The organism is Pannonibacter phragmitetus DSM 14782, from assembly GCF_000382365.1.
GTDB classification, from domain to species: Bacteria; Pseudomonadota; Alphaproteobacteria; order Rhizobiales; family Stappiaceae; genus Pannonibacter; species Pannonibacter phragmitetus.
The window spans coordinates 40430-60874 of record NZ_KB908216.1 but is presented as its reverse complement, the minus strand read 5'-3'; the positions used below and the strand labels follow the sequence as shown (position 1 = coordinate 60874).

The following is a 20445-nucleotide window of genomic DNA, read 5'->3' as shown; positions in this document are numbered from 1 at the left end:
GAAAGGGGAATTGGGCAGTTCCCTGCGCACAAAACGGCCAGAACCATCAGAACAGGGCAAGCTGTTCCGGGTTTTTCTTCCGCTTCTTGCGGGCCTGATCCGAGAATCGGACGATGTTTTCATACTGGCGGTCCGTGAACTGGAAGATGTAGATATCGCCCCATTCCGGCAGCGCCTGCTCGATCTGGCGGACATAGGCGTCAAATTTTTCCTTGCCACTGCAGAATCTCAGGTAGTTGGAAAGCTGGCTCATTTCGAAGCCGATATCCAGCAGAAACTGGCGGAATTTGGTGGCCGCGTGCCTCTGTTTCTTCGTCTCGACCGGCAGGTCGAATGTCACCAGCATCCACATGATCCTGTATCCGCTCAAATGGGTTGCGCCGCTGTTGGCCCTGAGGTTCCGCTTGTTCATGCCTCCTCCATGTCTTCCCGGCCAGATTCCCGCTCTGGCTCTGCCTCCTGAGGCCAGCCCAGTGTCTGCAACTCGCCGGGATGGGGCAGGGCGGGCAGGGCAAGAACCGGCTGTCCGGTCTCGAAGCTGACCGCAAGGGAATGGGTCAGCCGCTGCACCTGCACGGACAGCGGGCTTGTGCCTTCCGGCGTCTGCAGGTCGAAGCCCGCCAGTGCCGCCAGCCTCTGCTTGGCGGTCCGGTCCACTTCGGTGATGCCTTGCCGGATGAGGTTCAGCACCAGCTGATCCACGAGAGGGCGGTAGGGCTCCATCAGGTCGTCGGACAGAGGAAAGGCATTGCCCCGGTTGGCGTGGAAAATGCCAAGGCCGGGATGCAGGCCGGAAGCGCAGATGGAGCGGGAGACGATGGCACGCAGCACCGTGTAGCCATAGTTCAGCATGGCATTGGCGCCTTCCGCATTCTGGTCTCGCCGGAAGTCCGGCCCCATCAGCGCCTGCCAGTAGCGCCGCGCTGCCTGCGCCTCGATGTTGTCCGGGTCGCCCGAGCGCACCTTGCGGGCCAGCAGGGAAAAGGCCCCGGCCTCCTGCCCGTTGCAGGCCAGAACGTGGCCCTGCATGCGCACCTTGGCGGTGACAACCTGCTGCCAGAGCTGCTTCTTGAGAGGTTTTGAAGCGGCGGCCTGCGCCTGCATGCGCCCGCCCTGCGCATGATGGCCTGCCAGTGGCCAGACCACGGAAACCGGCGCATGATTGGGCGCACAAAGCACTACAGGCACATTGCGCTCCGCCATCTGCACGAAAACATGATTGGACCATGTTGTGCCATGCGCATGCACGATCACGGCGCCAAGATCATCCAGCGCAATACGGCCAATTTCGGCACCGCTGTCCGAAACCGTCAGAAAACCGCGATGGACCGCGAGGTGCAGTCCATCGCTGGAAATGTCTAACACCCTGTTCATGCGCCAAGGCTGGCACAGGCAGGTAAATCAACCGGTAAGCGATATATTTGAAATTTATCGCTTGGATTGTTTTTTCGGTTTGGAGGCCCGGTCCTGCGGGCCGGGGTCAAACACCTTGCCGGCTGCATCGATGCGGATCTGGCGGCAACCGCTGTCCTTCAGGCTGCTGGCCATGCGCGAGATGTATTTGAAAGGGTCCTGTTCGTTGCTAGCCGCATCGCGGGCCTTCAGGTTTCCACTCTCGTTATGCCCGGCGAAGGTTATCTGCCCGTTCTGCCGGAACTTCACCACACGCACCAGAAGACGGCCGCCGTCAGGCGCATTCAGGGCCACCATGTCATCCTGCTGCAACCTCAGCACCCGGCGGGCAGTGGGGTTTTCCGCATGGAAGCGCGATTGCCAGCCCGGCTGGTGCGCGTCGAACATGGACACGACTTCCGCATGCCACTTGCCGTCCAGCGTTTCCCACACATCGTAGCGCTGATTGGCGTCGCCCTTGTAGCCCTTGTAGACCCTGCCGTCCCGGTCCTTGATTCCGATGACCGAAAGCGGCTCCGTCAGGCGCACATGGCGGATGCCGTGATAATGGTGGAAGCCCTTCTGCTTGCGGAAGGCATCCAGCGCAGCCTGAAACTCCTTGCCATCGGGAATGCCGCGCAGCGCCTGCTCCAGCACCGCCCGCAGCGCTTCATCCCGGATGGACGGAATATCCTTGGAGGTGAGCGACAGGAACGGTTTGCGCCGCACCACAATGGTGTTGCCGCGTGCATCGGTTTCGCCGGTCAGGCCATAGGCCGTGTCATTGTGCAGCCGCCCGGCCGTCTGCTGCCGGGCCGGGTCCTTGGCCCTGCGGCCTGCGGTGCCGTGGTCGGGCTTGTGGCTGACGATGATGCCGCCCACCACCTTTGCCACATCGTCACGGAAGCCGTCCCAGGGTTTGTTCGTCGCAGCCGCCGCCTTCACCAGCGTTTCCAGCTGCTGCGCCTCCAGCCGGCCGGCAGCGTTAGAAATGCGGTTGAGCAGGCTGCGGCCAGTGACGCCAATGACAATGGCATCAATGGCATGGTGCCGGTGGTCCTTGCGGTTCTTCTCCTGCGCCGTTTCGCCCAGATGGCTGTCCGCCAGAATGCTGTTCAGCCCCCAGTTCCGCCGCAGCATTTCTGTCAGGCGGCCGGGACAAACATTGATGTGCCTGTGCCGCCTTAGCTCCCCGAAGCCATCCAACTCCTCGGCCGGAAACAGGCAGGCGAGATATTCCAGCGCCATCCGCGAGAGATATTGCGTGTCCGTCAACTGACGGGCGAGGAAGCCGCCAGCCTTCTCGAACCGTTCCATCGCATCTGGGGCGAAGCGCTCCTGCTTGTTCCTCGGCAGGCGCGCGGCGCGGGACAGGATCTCGTCATAGCGGTCCCGCCATTCGGTTACATCAGCCGGGGCCCGGTTGCGTTTCACCCGGTTTGCCTCGCGCAGGCACAGCAGCTTGTTGCCATGGCTGTCATCCAGCGTGCGGGACCAGGGCAGGATGTGGTCAATGTCCACCTCGCCGGAAAACAGCATGGAAATGCTGATCGGCTTGCCGGTGTAGATGCAGCACCTGTCTTCAACCTTTGGGTTCAACTCCTCCCACAGCCGCAACAGGCTGCGATTGTAGCCAGTATTCAGTTTCCTGTTCTCTTCCAGCGTTTTGCCCCGGCGTTCCGCATCGCGGGTGTTGCGGGCAATGGTGCGGTTGACCTCTTCCTTCTGCCGCTCAGAGAGCTTCAGATCACGCGCCAGTTCCACCGCGATTTGCGCCGGCTTGCCATAGCGCCGGATCAGCGCGTTCATCACATGGCGCAACTGGTTCAGGGCGATATGCACCGTGGGATTGGTGAAGCGGCCTTTTTCGATGTCATAGGGATCATCCGGGTTGTTGGTTCCCGGCGGAATGCGGTGCTGCAGGATCTCCTGATAGGGCGGCAGCTCGTCCTCGCCTTCGTCGCTGCCGCCGCCAAGACGGGCATGATCATAGCCGCAGCGCTTCGCCGCCTCGGCCTCGGGGATGACCTCCTCCTTCAGCTCCTCCAGCATGGCCTCCAGTGCCGCCTTGCCCAGCCGCCCGTGGCCTTCCGGCAGGTGGACATTGGCAATGGCCGCCGCCTGTTCACCTTCAATGCCGAACTCACCGCGCAGCCAAGCAAACAGGCGGATGGGGTCTTCCTCCTCCTTCAGCCGCTCGATGATGGCCCATTGCTCCGCCTGGCTGAAGGTGCCCCAGCGCGGGCCGAAGCAGGTCTTGCCGCTCAGCACGGCATAGACTTCATTGCCCTTCAGCTTCGTCCGGCTTTCGCTTTCCTTGTTGAGGCGCTGGTCGGGGCGCAGCTTCAGTACCTTGCGCAGCGCGGCAAAGCTCGCCTCGCGGCTGACCTGCAGCTTCTTCACCAGTGCATTGCGCTGATCCAGCGTCAGCTTCTTGTGCGTCAGGTCCGGCTCGACGATCTCAAGCTCGTTGACCTCCTTGTAGAGGCGGAACTCCTGAAACAGCGGATGCGCCTTCGGCACGCGCTCTTCTTGATTGTTGAAGGAGCATTTGCCCACCTGCGGCTTTTTCAGCGGGCGCTGGAAGAACATGACCGTGAACAGGTGATCGCGCCGTTCGGGCGTCAGAATGTCCGGATAATGGCTGGCCTGCGCCTCCCAGATTCGGTGGAACTCGTCCTCCAGCAGCTGCCGCTCAGGGTAAAAGGCATAGCCCTCCCCCTCCAGATCCAGCGCGCCGGAGCGCAGCCGCACGGTCTGCCCCAGCGCATGGCGCCGGGCGAGCCACTGGCCATAGGTCTGTGCCCCGTCCTGCCGCATGGCGGTGCGCAGCTCCTCGATGCCAAGGGCGATCTTGCCCTTGTTGTTGTCCTTGCGGTCCGTCTTGCGGTTGGACTTGAAGCCCCGCCGCTGGCCAAGGTGATACAGCGCACGGCCAATGTGGAAGAGCGGCAGCTTCTCCTCAAGCGCAAGGGCGCGCAGCGCATAGGGGTTGCGGGTGGGCTGGCCGGAATCGCTGCGGGGGTCAGAGGTTTCCCGCAGCAGCGCCTGCCGTGCAGAGGATGTGTCCGGCATAAGGCCAATCTCGGCCAGTGTGCGCAGCGTTGCCCGCTTGCGCCGCAAGGTCCGGTCCCGCCGCCGCGACATGGCCCGCGCCATCCGCCGCGCTTCCGCCAGCGAAGCATTGGACTTCGGGTCGCGCCCGTCCGAGAAGATCCGCACCCCGGCACCTATAATCCGCACCGGATCGCCATTGCCATCGAGAGCCAGAACGGCCCAGCCGATCGAATTTGTGCCGATGTCGAAGGAGAAGAGGTTCTTCATATGGATATGTTGGGGGTTTTTCAGATTGACAGACAAGCGAAGAGCTCGCTAAGTTTGGTTGTGCTTGCGGCAGTCGATTCCACTCACAGCCGCAAGCACAACTTCTAACCCCAGCGCAAGCCGGTTCAGCCCAGGCGGGAGGTGGAACATGAGATTATATGCCGTATAGTTATACACGGCAGACTTGCATCCTATTGGTTTGAGTTTTCAAGTCAATGGATATGTTGTTCCGGCTGGATTGACGGACGGCTGGTTATGCTGCAATCTATGCGTATATCAGTTCAGAAATCGCGGTCTGGTCGATAACACGCTCTAGACAGCACCAAATAAGGCGGCTCCTCCGGGGGCCGCTTTTTCATTTGCGCAGCAGCCTGCCCCGGGCGGTCTGCAAGCATGGGTGCAGAGCATCGCAGCGCGGCCTGAACTGCGGCGGCTTCCGCCGCCGGTGCTGACGGCGGTTCATTTGCCGCTTTGCGGCGCCGGTGCGGTTGACTTGCGGGGGATCAGGGTGGGGGTGGCCATGCGGATGAGGTCTTGCGGCTTCAGGTCTTCGGCGGCCAGAAGCTCGAAGGCGACGGTGGCTATCTGGTCGAAGGGAACCTTGACCGATGTCAGCGGCGTCGGCAGGTGGCTGACGATGGGTATGTCGTTGTAGCCCGCAAGAGAGACATCGCCGGGCACGGACAGGCCCATGCGGCTGAGGGCTGACATGGCGCCGATGGCCGTGTTGTCATTGATCGCAAAGATGGCAGTCGGGCAGTCGCTCAGCTGCATCAGCGCACGGGCCGCTTCTCCGCCTGATTCGATGCCGAAGGTCGATTCCCGCACCCAGCCGGGGTTCACCTCAAGGCCCGCCTCCGCCATGGCGCTGCGGTAGCCTTCGGTGCGGCCTCTTGCACTGGAGGCGAAGGCCGGACCGGCGATCAGGCCGATCCGCCGGTGGCCGAGGTCGATCAGGTGGCGCGTGGCCAGGTATCCGCCAAGGGCGTCATCGCCAACGGAGGACCGGCACAGCCCGTTGGTGCGCAGGGTGAGCACAAAGGGCACGTTCCGGTCCATCAACTCGCCGGTCAGCTCCTCGCCATCGCGCGCTGTCGCCAGGATCAGGCCATCCACCCCCCGCCGCAGCAGCGCATCGGCGGCGCGTTTGTCGGCTCCGGGCTCGTCTTCGGTTGTTGCCACGATGGTGAAAAGGCCGGCTCTTGCCGCAGCACGGGACAGGGCCTCGTAGACCATCGCCATCACCGTATCCGTCAGCCGCGGAACAATCACACCCACCATGCCGGTCTTGCCGCGCCGCAGCGATGAGGCGGAAACATCCCGCACATAGCCAAGGTCTGCCGCCACCTGCCGGACCCTTCGGGCCGTCTCGCTGTCCGACTTCGGCATGCGCTCATCCAGGAACCGGGAGACGCTGGATTTCGACACACCAGCGGCCTTCGCCACGTCCAGAATCGTGACGCGCGCAGGGGAAGTCACATCACGTTTGTCACTTTTCATCGAATCGCCCTCTGTCCCTCGCGCCAGGATTTTGAGGTTCTACCACTTGACAGCACCAGCGATCAAACAGATATTGGGAACGTTCCCAATATCGTTCCCTTTGCTGATGGACGGCTGTCTGCGGCAAAGTTTGAGGAGGAGAAACTCAATGAACCCGATGGATCTGCGCGGCCTCAGCCCCGCCCCCGTGACCGTGTTTGACCGCGATGGCAACGTCGACTATGCCGCCAATGCCCGTGTTGCCCGTTGGCTGGCCTCAATCAACGGCGTCAAGAGCCTCGTGATCCTTGGCCATGCAGGTGAAGGCACCTTCCTCACCGAGGAAGAGCGCCTGAAGCTCATCGAAGTCTATGTGGAAGCGGTGAACGGCCAGATCCCCATCATTGCCGGCATCACTGGTGAGGGCACCAAGGTGGCAGCAACCGAGGCCCGCAAGTGCAAGGCGGCCGGAGCAACTGGCGCGCTGGTGTATCCGAACCATGGCTGGCTGCGCTTCGGCTACCAGAAGGGCGCTCCGCAGAGCCGGTACAAGGCCATCTGGGAGGAGTCCGGCCTGCAGGAAATCCTGTTCCAGTATCCCGATGCCACCAAGGCCAGCTATGATCTGGACACCCAGCTGGACATCGCCACGCAGGAAGGCGTTGTCGCCACAAAGAACGGCGTGCGTAACATGAAGCGCTGGTACGTCGAAATTCCGCAGCTGAAGAAAGCCAATCCGGATCTGCAGATCCTGTCCTGCCATGACGAATGGCTGCTGCCGACGATGTTTGACGTGGACGGCCTGCTGGTCGGCTACGGCAACATTGCCCCGGAACTGCTCATCGATCTGATCGAGGCCGGCAAGGCGCAGAATTACCCCGAAGCCCGCAAGATCTTCGAGCAGCTTCTGCCCGTCACCCGTGCCGTCTATCACCGCGGTTCGCATATGGAAGGCACCGTGGCGCTGAAGCTCGGCCTTGTCCATCGCGGCGTTCTGGATCATGCCACGATCCGCGAGCCGCTCAAGGACCTCGGCGAAAAGGCAGAGCAGGAAATCTTCGCAGCCTTCGAGGCGGCCGGCATCGGCCGCGTCGATCAGCAGCTTCTGGCCGCAGAATAAGGTACAAAGCCCCCGCAGTGAGGCGCGGGGGCTTTGCCACAGGGGAGCAAGGGAGGAGGAAACATGATCAAGTTTATCAGCGGGCACCTGAAGGCCGGTGCCGGAGCACTCGCCGCAGCGGTTCTTTTCGGGTCGCTGGCTCAGGCCCAGGACATCCGCATCGGCGCCATGCGCGAGGGCACCTCGTGGTATGTCTTTGCTGCCACTCTCGAACAGATGATCGAACCGGTGCTGGGCCCGAATTCCGTCGAGGTGCTGGCGCGCGGCGGCGGTGTGGCCAATCCCATGGTCGTGCAGTCAGGCAAGGCCGAGATCGCCCTGTCCAACGTGGCCTCCGCTGTCTGGGCGCGTGACGGAAATCCGGTTTATGAGGGCGCCTCCGCACCGGATATCCGGGCGCTGGTGGGCGGGCTCAACGATGTCTATATCGGCGTGATTGCACGCAAGGCCTTTGTGGACCAGATGGGCACCAGTGACCTGGAGGCCATTCTCGCCTCCGGCAAACCGGTCCGCATTCTCATCAAGCCGGCAGGCTCAAGTGCTGTGCCCGCCGCACATATGATCCTGGAGGCGCTGGGCTCCAGTGCGCAGAAGATCAAGGCGGACGGCGGCGGCATTGTTCAGCTCGATACGCCGCAGATCCCCGATGTGCTGCGCAACGGCGGTGCCGACATCTACATCGACACCGTGGTCAAGGGGCATCCGACCATTTCCGAAGTGGCCCTGACCACGCCGATGGCCTTCCTCGACATCCCGCAAAAGGCACTGGAGGTGATGGCGGCCAGCGGCATGACGGCGGGCACCTATGGGCCGTGGTTCGATGGCCAGACCGGCGCAACGGCGGGCGCCAATCTGGGCACCATGCTGGTCGCCCATGCCTCGCTCGACGAGGAGAAGGCCTATCTGATCACCAAGACCCTCTGCGAAAATGCCGAGGCTCTGGCGAAATCCCACGCAGCCTGGGCGCAGTTCAAGCCGGAGACGGCCTGGAAGCCCGAGGCGGTCGGGATCGAGCTTCATCCCGGTGCCGTCCGCTACTTCAAGGAACGCGGCTGGATGTAACTCCGCCGCAGCCGGTGCCGTTCCCCGGCACCGGCCACCTGTCTGTTCGCGCCCTGGGAGGAGGTCCGAAAAATGCAAACCCTGTCTGTCCGCTCGGTTGTGAGTTCAACCCGGTTCGTTCTGGGTGTCTTCTTCATCCTGTTTCAGCTCTGGATCATTCTTGTGCCGCAGCAGCCGCTGTTCGAGCGGCCGGCCCATGTCTGCATTGCGCTGATCCTCCTGTTCCTCTGGTCGCCCTTGCAGAGGGATGGCCGCAGCACCTTTCCAAGGGCGCTTGTGGATGCAGCGCTGATCCTGGCAACGCTGGGCGTTGGCGCCTACTACCTCGCCGAATATGACCGGCTGACCACCCGCATGGAAAATGTGTCACCGGTGCTGCCGCAGGACATTGCGGCCGGCTGCGTCTTCGTGCTGCTGCTTCTGGAAGGGGCGCGGCGTGCGGTCGGCATGGTGCTGGTCTGGGTTCTGCTCGCCTTCATCGCCTATGCCTTTTGGGGCAATCTTCTGCCGGGCTGGCTGTCCTTCCGGGGCTTTGACCTGGACGCGGCCATCGAAATCACCACCATGACGACAGCCGGTGTTCTGGGCATCACCACGTCGACATCGGTCAACTTCATCTTCTATTTCATCATGTTCGGCGCGGCCTATGCAGTTGTCGGCGGCGGTCAGCTGTTCATTGATCTGGCGATCCGCATGGCAGGCCGGGCCAATGGCGGCACCGCGAAGGCCGCGATCATTTCCTCCTCCCTGATGGGGTCGATCTCCGGCAGCGCGGTGGCAAACGTGGTCTCGACGGGCGTCCTCACCATTCCGCTCATGAAGAAGACAGGCTTTCCGGACCACCGCGCTGCGGGCATCGAAGCCATCGCGTCAACAGGCGGGCAGATCATGCCGCCGGTCATGGGCGTTGCGGCCTTCATCATGGCCGAGATGCTGAATGTGCCCTATGCACAGGTGGCTCTGGCTGCGCTCATTCCGGCCCTGGCCTTCTATGTTGCATTGCTTCTGGTGGTGGATCTGATGGCGCGCCGTGATGGCCTGCGGGCGATGACGGCGGATGAGGTTGCGGCAACCAAGGCCATCGGCCCGCGCCTGCATCTGCTGCTGCCGCCGCTGATCCTCATCGGGGCGCTGATGAGCGGTTTTTCCGCTGCCTATTCGGCGGTGGTTGCTGCAGCATCCTGCTTCGTGGTGCCGTTCCTGCGCAAAAACACGCGCTACAGCTGGAAGGCCGTGGCCGAAGCGCTCAAGGAAGCGCCGCGCCAGGCTGCGGAGGTTGCCGTGCCGATTGCGGTCATCGGCGTGGTCATTGCTGTGGCCGTACAGTCCAATCTGGCGCTGAAGTTCGCCGGTTCCCTCGCATCCGTCGCTGAGGGCTCCCTGTTTGCTTCCCTGCTGCTGGCCATGGTGGGCTGCATCATCATGGGCATGGGCCTGCCGACGGTTGCCGCCTATATCATCGGTGCGGTGCTGTTCGTCCCGGCCATCAAGGATCTGGGCATTCCGCCCCTCGCGGCGCATATGTTCATCTTCTACTACTGTGTGCTGTCGATGGTGACGCCGCCCGTCGCCCTTGCCTCCTTCGCCGCCGCTGCCGTGGGCAAGGCGCCAGTGATGAAGACCAGCTTCTCTGCCTTCGGCCTGTCGCTGGTGGCCTTCTTCGTGCCCTTCAGCTTCATCTTTGATCCGGCAATCCTGTGGCAGGGCACTGCGGCTGAGATCATTCTGGGCGGTCTGGCGCTCTTTGCATCCACCGCGCTATGGGCCATTGCCTTCGGCGGCTGGTGCGGACGGCCGCTGTCGCTTCAGTCACGGGCGGTCATCGGCGCGCTGGGCCTCACAGCCGTCATCGCGCCCTCCGGCTCACTCTGGTGGATTGGGGCGATTACTGCGGGATGGCTGCTGGTCGCGGCTCTGGCCTTTGCTGCCCGCTCCAGCTCCTCCGGCCTGCTCTTCTCGGCACCTGCCGAATGAACCGGCGAGCCCGCTGTCGAGCGGCGGGCTCAGCGCTGCGGGCCAGGCCCTTTACGTGGCGACAGTGACCTGAACGGCCGCCTTGTCGAGGAGGGCTCGCAAGGGGGGCTCCGGCTCGGCGTCGCAGACGAGTTCGTGGATGCCGTTGAGGCCGGAGAGCTTGACGAGGGCACGGCGGCCGAACTTGCTGTTGTCCACGGCCAGCACGATACGCTCCGACTGGCGCATGGCGGCCTGCACGGCGGCGACTTCCGCGTGGTCGTCGTCGCCGATATCGCCCGCAGAATCGATGCCGCTGACGGAGATCACGGCGCAGTCGAACTTGAACCTGCCGATGAACTCGGGCGTCTCGGCGCGGAACACTCCGGCATCCACCTGCCGCACGAAGCCGCCCGGCACGGCCACGGTGAAATCCGTGCCTTCGCTGAGCAGGGTTGCCACACGCAGGGAATAGGTGACGACCCTGAGGCCCTTGTGGCCGAGCAGGGCGCGGGCCACGGCCTCACAGGTGGTCCCGGCGTCAATGAAAATGGCCGACCCATCCGCAATGCCGCGCGCCACGGCCTCACCGATACGCGCTTTCGCAGCCGCATTTTCCACACGCCGGGCACGCAGCACCAGAGGGTCGACCGGCTGGGCCAGCGCCGCACCGCCATGCAGCCGGCGCACCTTTCCAGCCAGCTCCAGATCCTGCACATCCCGGCGCGCGGTCTGCGTGGTGACATTGAATGCCTGGCTGATGTCTTCCAGGGACAGGTAACGCAGCTTTTCGAGTTGCAGCAGAATTTCCGACTGCCGCCGGGTCTTTTTATCCATTGCCGACCTTCAAGACATAATTCCGGGCTCAGCTGCGTTCCGGCGAAAGCTAACCTTCTGTCCAGGGACAGGCAATGGCAGATGGTGTGAAAAATCAAAACAAACAGGGCGGATTGCTCCGCCCTGCACTGACGTCTGGCCGATGGATGCTTAGAAGCGGATCTTCACACCGGCATTAATGCCATGGGTGCCGCCTTCGGAGGAGAAGCCGCCCGTGTACTTGAGCGACAGGGACGCATTCTCCCGCAGGTTCACATCCACACCGGTCCGGATGAAGGCGGTGTCGCGTGCAACACCTGCGCCCTCGATGCTGAAGGCGCTGCCCCGGTCGAAAGCCAGGGTGGCCTGCGGCTCGCTGCCGAAGGCGTGACGCCAGCCGGCTTCTGCGGAGACACGCGCCAGCGTTTCCCCCAGCTTCAGGTCGGTGAAGGCCCGCAGCCCCAGCGTGGTGAAGGTGGCATCGTAGCCGGATGCCGAACCGGACAGGGCCGCTGCACCGCCGCTTTCGGCAAAGGAGCCGCTGCGCACATGCACATGGGCCAGTCCTGCCAGAGGCTCGAGCGTGACCTTTTCCAGATCGAAGGCATAGGCGGCTTCACCGAACACCTGTGCGGTGGTGCCATTCACCTTGGCCCGCAGGCCGTTGGCGAAGTTGCCGAAGGCAACGGTGCGCTCCGCATCGGCGCGGGAGAAGGAGACGGTGGAGCCGTAGGTGAAGCGCAGCTTGTCGATTGCGGTCGCGCCATAAAGGCCGATGAGCCCGCTGTTGGCATCTGCCGAAGCCGCCACACCCTTGCTTGCGAGGTGGGTGTAGCCATAGCCACCCATGACGCCAAGGCGCGTGGTGCTGTCCACCGCGATGTCCGTGCCGAAGAACACGCCGCCGCTCGTCCGCTTCAGCGTGTCGAGGCCATCACCTCCAGTGCGGCCGACAGCGCCGTAGCTCTGCATCCACGGCTGCCAGCGCCCGTCCGTGAAGCCGGAGGCCGGGGCCCGCATGCGGGACGTGACGGCATCGCGGCTGAACTGGCTTTCCTCTGCCAGCGCTCCTGCCATGGAGGCATAGAATTCGCCCGAAAGCTGCTGGAAGCCATCACGTGCCGTTGTGGCATAGAGAGGCAGCAGGGCATTGAACAGCGGATCGCTGGCGCGCATGCCGTCGATGGCCCCTGCAACCGCCCGGCCGTTGGCGCTGGCCGCCACATCGGCAAAGCGCACGTCATTGCGCAGCAGCTGCAGGCTGATGCTGTTGCCGGTGTAGGTCAGATAGGGGTTGAGGAACGCATAGCTCGAGGTGACGGAGCCGAATGTGCCCGAGATGCCGCCTGCAGCCGAGAAGATGGTGTAGGCAGTCTGCGGCACGATGCTGGTGTTGACCGGCACGAAGTCGAGCGTGCTGTTGTTGATGGTGATCGTGCCTGTGGCTGCCAGCCTGTCGCTGTTGCCGCTCTGGTCCACTTCCACCCGGTAGACCGAGCCCGGATCGAATGTCACGTCACCATTGACGTTCAGCGTGCCGATGGAGTTGCCGGGCGCCAGGACGCCGCCCCGTGCAATCCGCAGTGCACCCGTTGTGCCGGTGCCGCCAAGCGTGCCGCCGTCCAGAACCGTGACCATGGATGAGCTGGCGATGGAGCCATTCACCGACAAGGTGCCGCCGGCGACGGTGGTTCCGCCCGTGTAGGTGTTGACACCGGTGAGGTTCAGCCGTCCTGCGCCTTCCTTGGTCAGCGAGCCCGAGCCGGAAACCGTCCGGGCGATGGTGAGCGAATGGCCGGCGGCTTCCACATCGATGGCACCGCCGGTGCCTTCCAGAACCACGGCGCGGTTCAGCTCGCCCATGCTGGTGCCGGCAACGCGCAGGCGGCCATCGGCAAGGCGCAGCTGGGCGTTTGAGCCGCCAAGGGCTGCATCCTCATCAACGATGACGGTGCCGCCATTCTTGACCAGGGTTTCGCCGATGAAGCTGTGATCGTCGATGCAGTAATCCTGGATGGCCTGCTGGAAGCGCGGATCCTTGCTCATGCAATCGAGCAGCGTCTTCTTTTCGGCCAGCGTCAGACTGGTGAGAAGCGGCATGCCGTCCTCATCGGCAATCTGGCCGAGATAGAGGTCGGTGCGCATGTTGTTGCGCGTCAGGTAGAAGACCTTGTTCTTCTCGTTGAACACGGCAGCTTCCGTGCCCCAGACCAGCCGGGTCTTGTCGGCTGAGCCCTGACCTGCGGCGTATTTCTGCAGGGCCGGGCCAACCCACCTCATGTCATGGGCCGTCAGTTCGTGGTCACTCAGCGGCGTGGTGCCGTTGTTGGCAAAGCCCGTCTGATCAAGGACGCCCACATAGGGGTTGCTGGCGTCACTGGACAGGTCCCACCATTTGCCGAAGGGACGGGAGACAAGGATGTGGTCAATCTTGGCGCGGTCCCAGCTGGGCCAGGTGTTGGTGGCATCCTCGCCGGCGCTGGGCCAGGTGGTGCTGCCGTCGCGCAGGTCATGCGGGGCAAACTGCTCGCGCTCGCCCGGCTTCTGCAGAAGGATGAACTGCTTCTTCAGCAGGTTCATCGTCTGCGGCGTGTTGCTTTGCACCGCATAGGTCTCGGGCACGAACATCGTGTCCGGAATGTCCGAATTGCTCAGCGTGCGGCCGTTGTTGGTGCTGATGAAGCTGTCCAGCTGCGTGCGGTCCACCGCATACTGGGTCAGCAGGTCATAGTAGAAGCTGTTGTTGGAGCGCAGATAGCTGCGCAGCAGAAGCTTCTGCTGGTCGACGTGATGCAGGCCGCGCTCGGAGACATCACCGGCGTTGAAGTCGCCCGTCACGATCAGCGGGCCATCCACGGTTCTGGCCCAGTCGAGCAGGTTGCGCGCTTCCTGAACGCGGCGCACGGATTCGTCCGCATAGTCGAAGTGAACGGAGGCCACGGTCGTCTGCGGCAGCATGTTCTGCGCGTCGAGCTGGATGAAGCTGAAGCGGTTGCCCTGGGTGCCGCTGCCGTTGACACCGCCCGCCGTGCCGCTGAGCCGCGACGTGATGCCGGTGTCACCCGTCTGGGTGCTGGTGTAGGTGCCAAGGCCAAGGCCCTGCAGCATCGGGGGGACCTGCGCTGCATAGGGGCTGTTTGCACGCAGCTCCTGCCAGGCGATGATGTCATACTGACCGTTGGCGAAGAAATTTGACATCTGCGACACATCATTGCGGAATCGTTCGTTCCACGTGTTGAAGGTCAGCAGCCGGAAGGTGCCATCTGCAGCCAGTGCCGGTCCGGCAAGGCTTGCAACCGTGGCACTGCAAATCGCAAGGGTCAGACGCGAAACACTGGCCAGCCGCGCAAGACGGCGCGTGCCAGAAAGTAAACTTTGCGACATTTTTGAATCCTGAGATGACGAAACTTATCAAAAGCGAGGAGATGCTCACCTGATGCTGCCGTTATCTCAGCCAAAAATGTAACTTTGATGACATTTTGCGGGCTGGCCGCTCTCATTGCACGGTTGATGGCTGCTTAAATCATAATCAGGCCGGCAGTCCGGCCGTGCCGGTCTTCCGGCTTCACACCTTGCAACGACCGGAGCTGCCCTGCCGCTGAGGCCTGCCGGAACGGGTGAAAGCACAGGGCGAGCCTCAAGCCCCACCATCCGGCGTTCTTCGGTAATTCTACCCAAAATGTTTCCTTGCCAATGGTGCTGCCGCCGCAAATAGTGCGCCCTCGCACGGGGAGAAATGGCCCCTCGGCATGGTGCTGTTGCAGCGCTGCGCCTTGCGCAGGGCCAGGAGAACATAAGCTGTGCTGGCTGTTCTTGAGAATGAACCAGATGCGCCCGTTGTGCCGGTCTGCGGCGGGGTGCAGATCGAGCGCCTGACGGGCGGGGCGGCGGCTTTCGCGGCTTTCGGTTATCTACGCCTTGCATGCCATCTGTCACCGGTCAGGCCGCCCTGGATTGCCATGGGCGCCCGTGCCGCAGGCGTTCCTGCGGGGCTCGCATTCGGCATTCTGATCCCATCCGGTACGGGTCATCCGCCACAGGCGCAGATGCTGTCGCTTGCCGTGTCCCCGGCGGCCCGGCGCAAGGGAATCGGCTCGGCTCTGGCCCGGGCGTTCATGGAAGAAACACGGAAGGACGGAGCCGCGGAGGTTTGCGTGCGCTACACATCCCGCCTGCAGCGCAGGGCCGCGCTGGAAGGGTGCCTGCGATCGGCCGGGTTCGATGTACCGCAACTTTCGGAACTGATCACCTTCGGCGAGGCCGGGCCGCTGCTTGCGGCGGGGGACGCATGGCCTGCGGTTCAGCGCCGGTTGCGTCAGACCGCATTCCTGACCTTTGACCCCTGGGCGCCCCTGACGGAGGCTGACCGGGCTGCAGTCGGGGACTTGCGGCGGCAGCCGGGCTATGACCCCGGCTTTGATCCTGTACCGGAGGCCGGGCGTTTCGAGCCCGCTTGTTCCATCGTGATCCGCAGAGCGGGTCAGCTTGCCGGCTGGGTTACGGCGGAGACCGGGACCGCCGTACCCCTTGCGGGCTACCGTGACCGGCCGGTCATCGTTTACCGCTCCGCATACATCTCCCGGGAGCTGTGGCAGGGCGGCTGGCTTCTGGGCGGCTACCGGGCGGTCCTTGCGGCGCAGATCGCGCATCACGGCCCTGCCTCGATTGCCCAGTTCTACACCAGCACGCCCCGGAAAATGCAGCTGGTGCGCCGGCGTTTTGGCCCGATCGCCCTGCAGGTTGACGAGCACTGGGTCATGCGCTCAGCCGCCGGCAGGCAGCAAGACCCCTCTCACATTTAACGCAGACGGAAGGCAATCAGATGAAGCCGATTGATCTCTATGAAATGTTCGGTGCCGGTCAGGTGACGCAGGTGCAGAGCCGGCTGAGCGAGGACGCGGCATTCCGGGCGGAGGCCCTTGCAGACCTGAATGATGCGGTCTCGCGCCACTACGGCATCACCCTGCCGCTGCGCCTCGCCGTGGTCGAGACAGAAGAGGGTTTTCAGGTTCTGGCCCCCGTCGAGGATGATGTGCTGAGCGAGGACGAACTGGATCTGGTCGCCGGTGGTGGTGCACAGCAGTGCGCCATCAGTCTGGTTGGCAGCAAACTCAGGACCTGAGCAGCCGCACGCTGCCGGTCTTGGCGGTGCTCCGCCAGTCTGCCAGCTGCGGCGCGGGCTGATGCCGTTTCAGTGAAGACCGAGGGGCGGGGAGAGCGCCTGCTTTTACCGCCCCCAACGCAATGGGCCGGCATGCCAGATGCCGTGAACCCAAGACCGCAGCATCTTTGCTGCGTCCAAACTCATCAGCACTGTCTGGAAGAAAATGGCGGACAGAGAGGGATTCGAACCCTCGATACGGTTTCCCGTATACACGCGTTCCAGGCGTGCGCCTTCAACCACTCGGCCACCTGTCCGTCCGCAGCGGGCTTGCCGCTTGGAGTGGGCGGAATATACCCAGATGGACGCGGAGTGCAAGGACCGGCGGCAAATTTTTTCCGGCTTTTCAGGGCGTTGCTGCTTCGGGGCTGCGATGGGTCGCGGGTTGCTGCAGGAAATGGCGGAAAGCTGCGGTCTTTTGAAGGTGTGCAGGCAGGCTTCGGGCCGTTCAGGGCCGGGGAAAACTTTGCCGTGGCGGCTTCATCCTCTTTGCGGGATGGTCTTTTGGGGCAAAATCTGAAAAAAGCAGTGAGACTGGACTGTGAGGATCAGATGAGGTCCTGGCGGACCGGTGGCCGCAGTGCCCGGCCGTGGAAATGGGAGGCTCTGGACGCATGTATGCCCTCTTGCGCCTGGTGTTGCGACTGGCCGGGTTCTTTCTGCTTGGTGTTGCCGTGGTCGCGGCGGTGGTGGATGGAAGCCGCTCTGTGGCGGCGTCCGGTTTCTCCTTCACGCCGCTGGCGGAAGTCTGGGCCGAGTTCTCTGCCGAAAGCCTCGCCCTTGCCGGCAAGGCTATCGTGACCCATGTGGGGTCCTGGGCGTGGGACTGGGTGATCGGCGCCGTCCTGTCGCTGCCGGTCTGGGCGGTGGCCATGCCTGCGGCCTTTCTGCTGCTGGCGGCGGGATCGGCCCGCACGCGCCGCGAGATCATCTGATGCCGTGAAAGGCTGTCCTGTTCCGGCTGGGCCGCCGCCATCTGTCTCACAGGGAGTGCAAGACATGTCCTTCATGACCATGCTGAGCCGGAAATTCGTTCTGCCAACGGCGGCTGAGGCCCTGCCGGGCCGGGCAGAACCTGTCCGCCTGACGCAGCCGCATGCGGTGCTGGGCCGTCCGCTGACGCCGCCATGGCCGGAAGGCATGCAGGCCGTGTGCTTCGGCATGGGCTGTTTCTGGGGGGCTGAACGGGCTTTCTGGAGCCTTGAAGGAGTCCATGTCACGGCGGCAGGTTATGCCGGCGGGCACACGCCGAACCCGACCTACAACGAGGTCTGCACGGGCCGCACGGCCCATGCGGAGGTGGTGCTGGTGGTGCATGATCCCAGGGTTCTGCCGCTGGCCGCGCTGCTGAAGCTCTTCTGGGAGCGGCATGACCCCACCGAGGGCATGCGCCAGGGCAATGATGTGGGCACGCAATACCGTTCGGTGATCTATCTGCCGGACGAGACCACGCTGGCCGAGGCGGAGGCCTCGCGCGCGGCCTATGCGGGCGATCTGCGGGTGGCCGGGCACACGCGCGCCATCACCACGGAACTGGCCACCGGCGTTCCGTTCTATTTTGCCGAGGACTATCACCAGCAGTATCTGGCGAAAAATCCGAACGGCTACTGCAGCCTGCGCGGCACGGGCGTAGTCTGTTCCCCTGCACCGGCCTTGCCGGAAAGCGCAGAGGAGAGCGGGGCCTGATGCTGGACCGCACCCGGGATATTGCAGCTGGAACTTATCTTTTGACCGGCTGCCCGCAGAACGGGCTGGCAGCGCCCCATGGCGCGCCGCCAGGCGTCATTCTGCGGGCGATGATCCTTGACGGGGTGATCACGGCACGTGCGGCGCTGAAGGGGCAGCCGGACCGGGCGGCCATCGCTGCCGCACGCCGGGAACTCAGGGAAGCGCGCTGGTGCTTCAAGGTGTTCCGCAAGGCCATGGGCCCAGCCTATCCGGCCCGGGCAGCCCGGCTGCAGGCCGCCTCCCGCGCCATGAAGCATCTGGCACGCCTTCTGGCCGCCGAAACGGCACCCGACCCTGCGGTTCTGGCGGAGCTTTCGGCGGCGGCAGACGCGCTGCTGCGCCGCTGCGAGGGGGATGCGGTGTCTTTGGCGCCGTTTCAGGCGGATGGGGCCCGCTGCAAGGCCTATCTGCGCAAGCTGCGGCGCAAGGCTGCTGACGAGACGAAAAGGCCGGATGCCCATTTGCTGCAGGAAGGTGAGGCGGCAGCCCGCTGGCAGCGGCGGCAGGCGCAGATCGCGCTCATCCAGCATGTGCTGGCCTGGGCCGGGCTCCTGCCCGAGGCAGAGGCCGTGGCCACGGCCGAGGCGGTGCAGGGTCCTTGAGGAAATAGTATAAAGGCCGGGCGCAGCGCCCGGCCGGCAAATACTGCCTCCATATGCTTGCAGTTTGCCTCGCATTCACACATCGTTAAGCATGATCAGCCTAGCGTTACCTTGGCTGGGGTGTGTCTTTCGTCCGGCTGGCGGTGCCGTCAGCCTTTCCCCGTCTGAACCTTGTGAAAACCGCTGCCGGATGACGGCTGCTGCGAGCGCGCCCCGGAGGGTGTGCTGAAGGCGAGAACGGCATGATCCGCTACGACAGCCTGCGTGCTGCAGGCTTCAGGCTGCTGATGTTCTTCCTCTGGGCCAATGTTCTGGCCGTGACGGCGGCTGGCTGGTTCAATCCGCAGACCTCTGCCTCCATGGTCTCGGGCGCAGCGCTCATTCTGGGGGCCTGCGCCACGGCCCTGTGGCTGCGGGCAGAGCAGGGCACGGCGGCCCGCATGGCTGCGGCCATCGTCATGGCCTGCCTGTCGCTTCTCCTCATGGCCTCTTTGACGGATGATCCGGCCTTCACGGCCTGGCAGCACCTTGCGCAGCTTTACGGGCTGCTGCTGCTGGCTGTGCTCGCCGCTGCGCTGGACTGGCGCATGACGGCCGCCTATGGCACTGCTACCGCCGCCCTGCATGTTCTGGCTGCGGCCTTTTACCCCTGGGCCATCCCGCCGGAAGGCAGCGGCTGGCCGCAGGTGCTGGCCTATGTGGCTGTGACGGGCCTTTTCACGGGCGCCCTTTGCCGCTTCCTTGCGCATCTTCAGCATCTGGAGCAGGCGGACAACGCCGAACTGGTTGACGCTCAGCGGCGCATCAGTGCGCTTGAGGCGGAGCTGGCAATGACGCGCCGGCCAGAGCCTTCCGTACTCGCCATGCCTCTGCCCGTCCCGGCTTCTCCTGAGCCGCTGCACGAGAGGGGGCTGTCGGCTGCCTCTGCCCTGAAACGGGCCGAGCTGGAAACAGGCCTTGCGCTGATCTCGGGCCAGATCTCGGATCTGCGCCGTCAGGCGGCAGCACTGGCCTCACGCATCGGAGACGGGGCGCAAGGCAGCGCCGGGCTGGGCGGCACCGGCAGCGCCACATCCGGCCGGATCGAGAAGATTGCCAATGCCTCGGGCGAACTGGCCGCCTCTGCCGGCGATATTGCCCGCAAGGTCGCCGGGGCGTCGGGCGCCATCTCCGAGGCGGCACGGGGCACGGAAGTCTCCAGCCAGCGCATCACCAGCCTTGCCGGTTCTGTGGGCCGCATCGGCGAAGTGGTGGGCATGATCCAGGCGATCGCCGGGCAGACCAATCTTCTGGCGCTCAATGCCACCATCGAGGCAGCCCGTGCGGGGGCTGCCGGGCGCGGCTTTGCCGTTGTTGCCTCGGAGGTGAAGGATCTCGCCACCCAGACAGCCAAGGCCACGAGCGACATCACCGCCCAGATCAACGCCATTGCGGCAGAGACAAAGGGCGCGGTCGAGGCCATCGGCGGGATCACGTCCGTCATGGGCACGCTGGATGAAAGCACGGCGGAGATCGCCCGTGCCATCGCCGCACAGGAAGAAACGGCCACCCGCCTTGAGGCAACCGCCCGCGATGTGCTGGATGGCAACAGCCGCCTTGCCGGAGAGACCGGCGCCCTTTTCGCGCTGACGGCCAGCCTCGGCGCGTCGGCCACCTCTTTGCAGCAGGGACTGGCGGAGCTGGAAGCGCAGGCGGCAAAGCTGCGCGATGCGCTGGAAACCGAGGACGGCAGAACCCACGGCGCCTTCGCCGCATGAGGCAAGGCCTCCGCGCAGGTGATTGGCGTCAGGGGATGACTTTGGCAGCCG

At 64.0% G+C, this 20445-nt stretch carries 15 protein-coding genes and 1 tRNA gene; 9 read left to right on the top strand and 7 right to left on the bottom strand.

Annotated features, from left to right (window positions below; all coding sequences use genetic code 11):
• Window positions 1-46 precede the first annotated feature (46 nt).
• The 4 genes from cas2 to H163_RS0105145 form a co-directional block, all read right to left on the bottom strand.
• On the bottom strand, window positions 47-412 hold the full coding sequence (cas2, locus tag H163_RS0105165) for a CRISPR-associated endonuclease Cas2 (RefSeq protein WP_051105325.1): 366 nt from the start codon (window positions 410-412) through the stop codon (window positions 47-49).
• On the bottom strand, window positions 409-1374 hold the full coding sequence (cas1, locus tag H163_RS22250; RefSeq protein WP_019963487.1) for a type II CRISPR-associated endonuclease Cas1: 966 nt from the start codon (window positions 1372-1374) through the stop codon (window positions 409-411). Before cas1 ends, cas2 begins: the two co-directional genes overlap by 4 nt.
• 54 nt (window positions 1375-1428) lie before the next feature.
• Complete coding sequence (gene cas9, locus H163_RS0105155) at window positions 1429-4716, bottom strand: type II CRISPR RNA-guided endonuclease Cas9 (RefSeq protein ID WP_019963486.1); 3288 nt, start codon at window positions 4714-4716, stop codon at window positions 1429-1431.
• 459 nt (window positions 4717-5175) lie between these two features.
• A complete protein-coding gene (locus H163_RS0105145; protein WP_019963484.1) occupies window positions 5176-6216 on the bottom strand; it encodes a LacI family DNA-binding transcriptional regulator in 1041 nt (346 codons plus the stop codon).
• Between the two features lie 148 nt (window positions 6217-6364).
• On the opposite strand from H163_RS0105145, the gene H163_RS0105140 reads away from it, so the two are divergent.
• From H163_RS0105140 to H163_RS0105130, 3 genes are all read left to right on the top strand, one after another.
• Complete coding sequence (locus H163_RS0105140) at window positions 6365-7315, top strand: dihydrodipicolinate synthase family protein (protein WP_019963483.1); 951 nt, start codon at window positions 6365-6367, stop codon at window positions 7313-7315.
• 63 nt (window positions 7316-7378) lie between these two features.
• Complete coding sequence (locus H163_RS0105135) at window positions 7379-8377, top strand: TAXI family TRAP transporter solute-binding subunit (RefSeq protein ID WP_019963482.1); 999 nt, start codon at window positions 7379-7381, stop codon at window positions 8375-8377.
• 72 nt (window positions 8378-8449) lie between these two features.
• Entirely contained in the window at window positions 8450-10351 is a 1902-nt protein-coding gene (locus tag H163_RS0105130; RefSeq protein ID WP_019963481.1) for a TRAP transporter permease, read from the top strand.
• Window positions 10352-10402: 51 nt separating this feature from the next.
• On the opposite strand, the gene H163_RS0105125 is transcribed toward H163_RS0105130, so the two are convergent.
• Together H163_RS0105125 and H163_RS0105120 are read right to left on the bottom strand one after the other, a co-directional pair.
• A complete protein-coding gene (locus tag H163_RS0105125) occupies window positions 10403-11167 on the bottom strand; it encodes a DeoR/GlpR family DNA-binding transcription regulator (RefSeq protein ID WP_019963480.1) in 765 nt (254 codons plus the stop codon).
• Between the two features lie 150 nt (window positions 11168-11317).
• Window positions 11318-14530 (bottom strand): autotransporter domain-containing protein, encoded by a 3213-nt coding sequence (locus H163_RS0105120; RefSeq protein ID WP_019963479.1) that lies wholly within the window; start codon window positions 14528-14530, stop codon window positions 11318-11320.
• A gap of 416 nt (window positions 14531-14946) precedes the next feature.
• Between H163_RS0105120 and H163_RS0105115 the strand changes: the two genes are divergently transcribed.
• On the top strand, window positions 14947-15948 hold the full coding sequence (locus H163_RS0105115; protein WP_019963478.1) for a GNAT family N-acetyltransferase: 1002 nt from the start codon (window positions 14947-14949) through the stop codon (window positions 15946-15948).
• Window positions 15949-15968: 20 nt separating this feature from the next.
• Window positions 15969-16268, top strand: coding sequence for a hypothetical protein (locus tag H163_RS0105110; protein ID WP_019963477.1), 300 nt, complete (start codon window positions 15969-15971; stop codon window positions 16266-16268).
• Between the two features lie 206 nt (window positions 16269-16474).
• Here H163_RS0105110 and H163_RS0105105 read toward each other — a convergent pair.
• A tRNA-Ser gene (locus tag H163_RS0105105) sits at window positions 16475-16564 on the bottom strand.
• Between the two features lie 357 nt (window positions 16565-16921).
• Here H163_RS0105105 and H163_RS0105100 point away from each other — a divergent pair.
• The 4 genes from H163_RS0105100 (at window position 16922) to H163_RS0105085 (ending at window position 20394) form a co-directional block, all read left to right on the top strand.
• Complete coding sequence (locus H163_RS0105100; protein ID WP_019963476.1) at window positions 16922-17242, top strand: hypothetical protein; 321 nt, start codon at window positions 16922-16924, stop codon at window positions 17240-17242.
• Window positions 17243-17306: 64 nt separating this feature from the next.
• Window positions 17307-17993, top strand: coding sequence for a peptide-methionine (S)-S-oxide reductase MsrA (gene msrA, locus H163_RS0105095; protein WP_019963475.1), 687 nt, complete (start codon window positions 17307-17309; stop codon window positions 17991-17993).
• A complete protein-coding gene (locus tag H163_RS0105090; RefSeq protein WP_019963474.1) occupies window positions 17993-18637 on the top strand; it encodes a hypothetical protein in 645 nt (214 codons plus the stop codon). Before msrA ends, H163_RS0105090 begins: the two co-directional genes overlap by 1 nt.
• 242 nt (window positions 18638-18879) lie before the next feature.
• Window positions 18880-20394 (top strand): methyl-accepting chemotaxis protein, encoded by a 1515-nt coding sequence (locus tag H163_RS0105085; protein WP_019963473.1) that lies wholly within the window; start codon window positions 18880-18882, stop codon window positions 20392-20394.
• Window positions 20395-20445 lie beyond the last annotated feature (51 nt).

Bases quoted from the DNA above. Each gene is read 5' to 3' on its own strand.
- cas2 (WP_051105325.1), bottom strand. From the start codon at position 412: ATGAACAAGCGGAACCTCAGGGCCAACAGCGGCGCAACCCATTTGAGC.
- cas1 (WP_019963487.1), bottom strand. From the start codon at position 1,374: ATGAACAGGGTGTTAGACATTTCCAGCGATGGACTGCACCTCGCGGTC.
- cas9 (WP_019963486.1), bottom strand. From the start codon at position 4,716: ATGAAGAACCTCTTCTCCTTCGACATCGGCACAAATTCGATCGGCTGG.
- H163_RS0105145 (WP_019963484.1), bottom strand. From the start codon at position 6,216: ATGAAAAGTGACAAACGTGATGTGACTTCCCCTGCGCGCGTCACGATT.
- H163_RS0105140 (WP_019963483.1), top strand. From the start codon at position 6,365: ATGAACCCGATGGATCTGCGCGGCCTCAGCCCCGCCCCCGTGACCGTG.
- H163_RS0105135 (WP_019963482.1), top strand. From the start codon at position 7,379: ATGATCAAGTTTATCAGCGGGCACCTGAAGGCCGGTGCCGGAGCACTC.
- H163_RS0105130 (WP_019963481.1), top strand. From the start codon at position 8,450: ATGCAAACCCTGTCTGTCCGCTCGGTTGTGAGTTCAACCCGGTTCGTT.
- H163_RS0105125 (WP_019963480.1), bottom strand. From the start codon at position 11,167: ATGGATAAAAAGACCCGGCGGCAGTCGGAAATTCTGCTGCAACTCGAA.
- H163_RS0105120 (WP_019963479.1), bottom strand. From the start codon at position 14,530: ATGTCGCAAAGTTTACTTTCTGGCACGCGCCGTCTTGCGCGGCTGGCC.
- H163_RS0105110 (WP_019963477.1), top strand. From the start codon at position 15,969: ATGAAGCCGATTGATCTCTATGAAATGTTCGGTGCCGGTCAGGTGACG.
- H163_RS0105100 (WP_019963476.1), top strand. From the start codon at position 16,922: ATGTATGCCCTCTTGCGCCTGGTGTTGCGACTGGCCGGGTTCTTTCTG.
- msrA (WP_019963475.1), top strand. From the start codon at position 17,307: ATGTCCTTCATGACCATGCTGAGCCGGAAATTCGTTCTGCCAACGGCG.
- H163_RS0105090 (WP_019963474.1), top strand. From the start codon at position 17,993: ATGCTGGACCGCACCCGGGATATTGCAGCTGGAACTTATCTTTTGACC.
- H163_RS0105085 (WP_019963473.1), top strand. From the start codon at position 18,880: ATGATCCGCTACGACAGCCTGCGTGCTGCAGGCTTCAGGCTGCTGATG.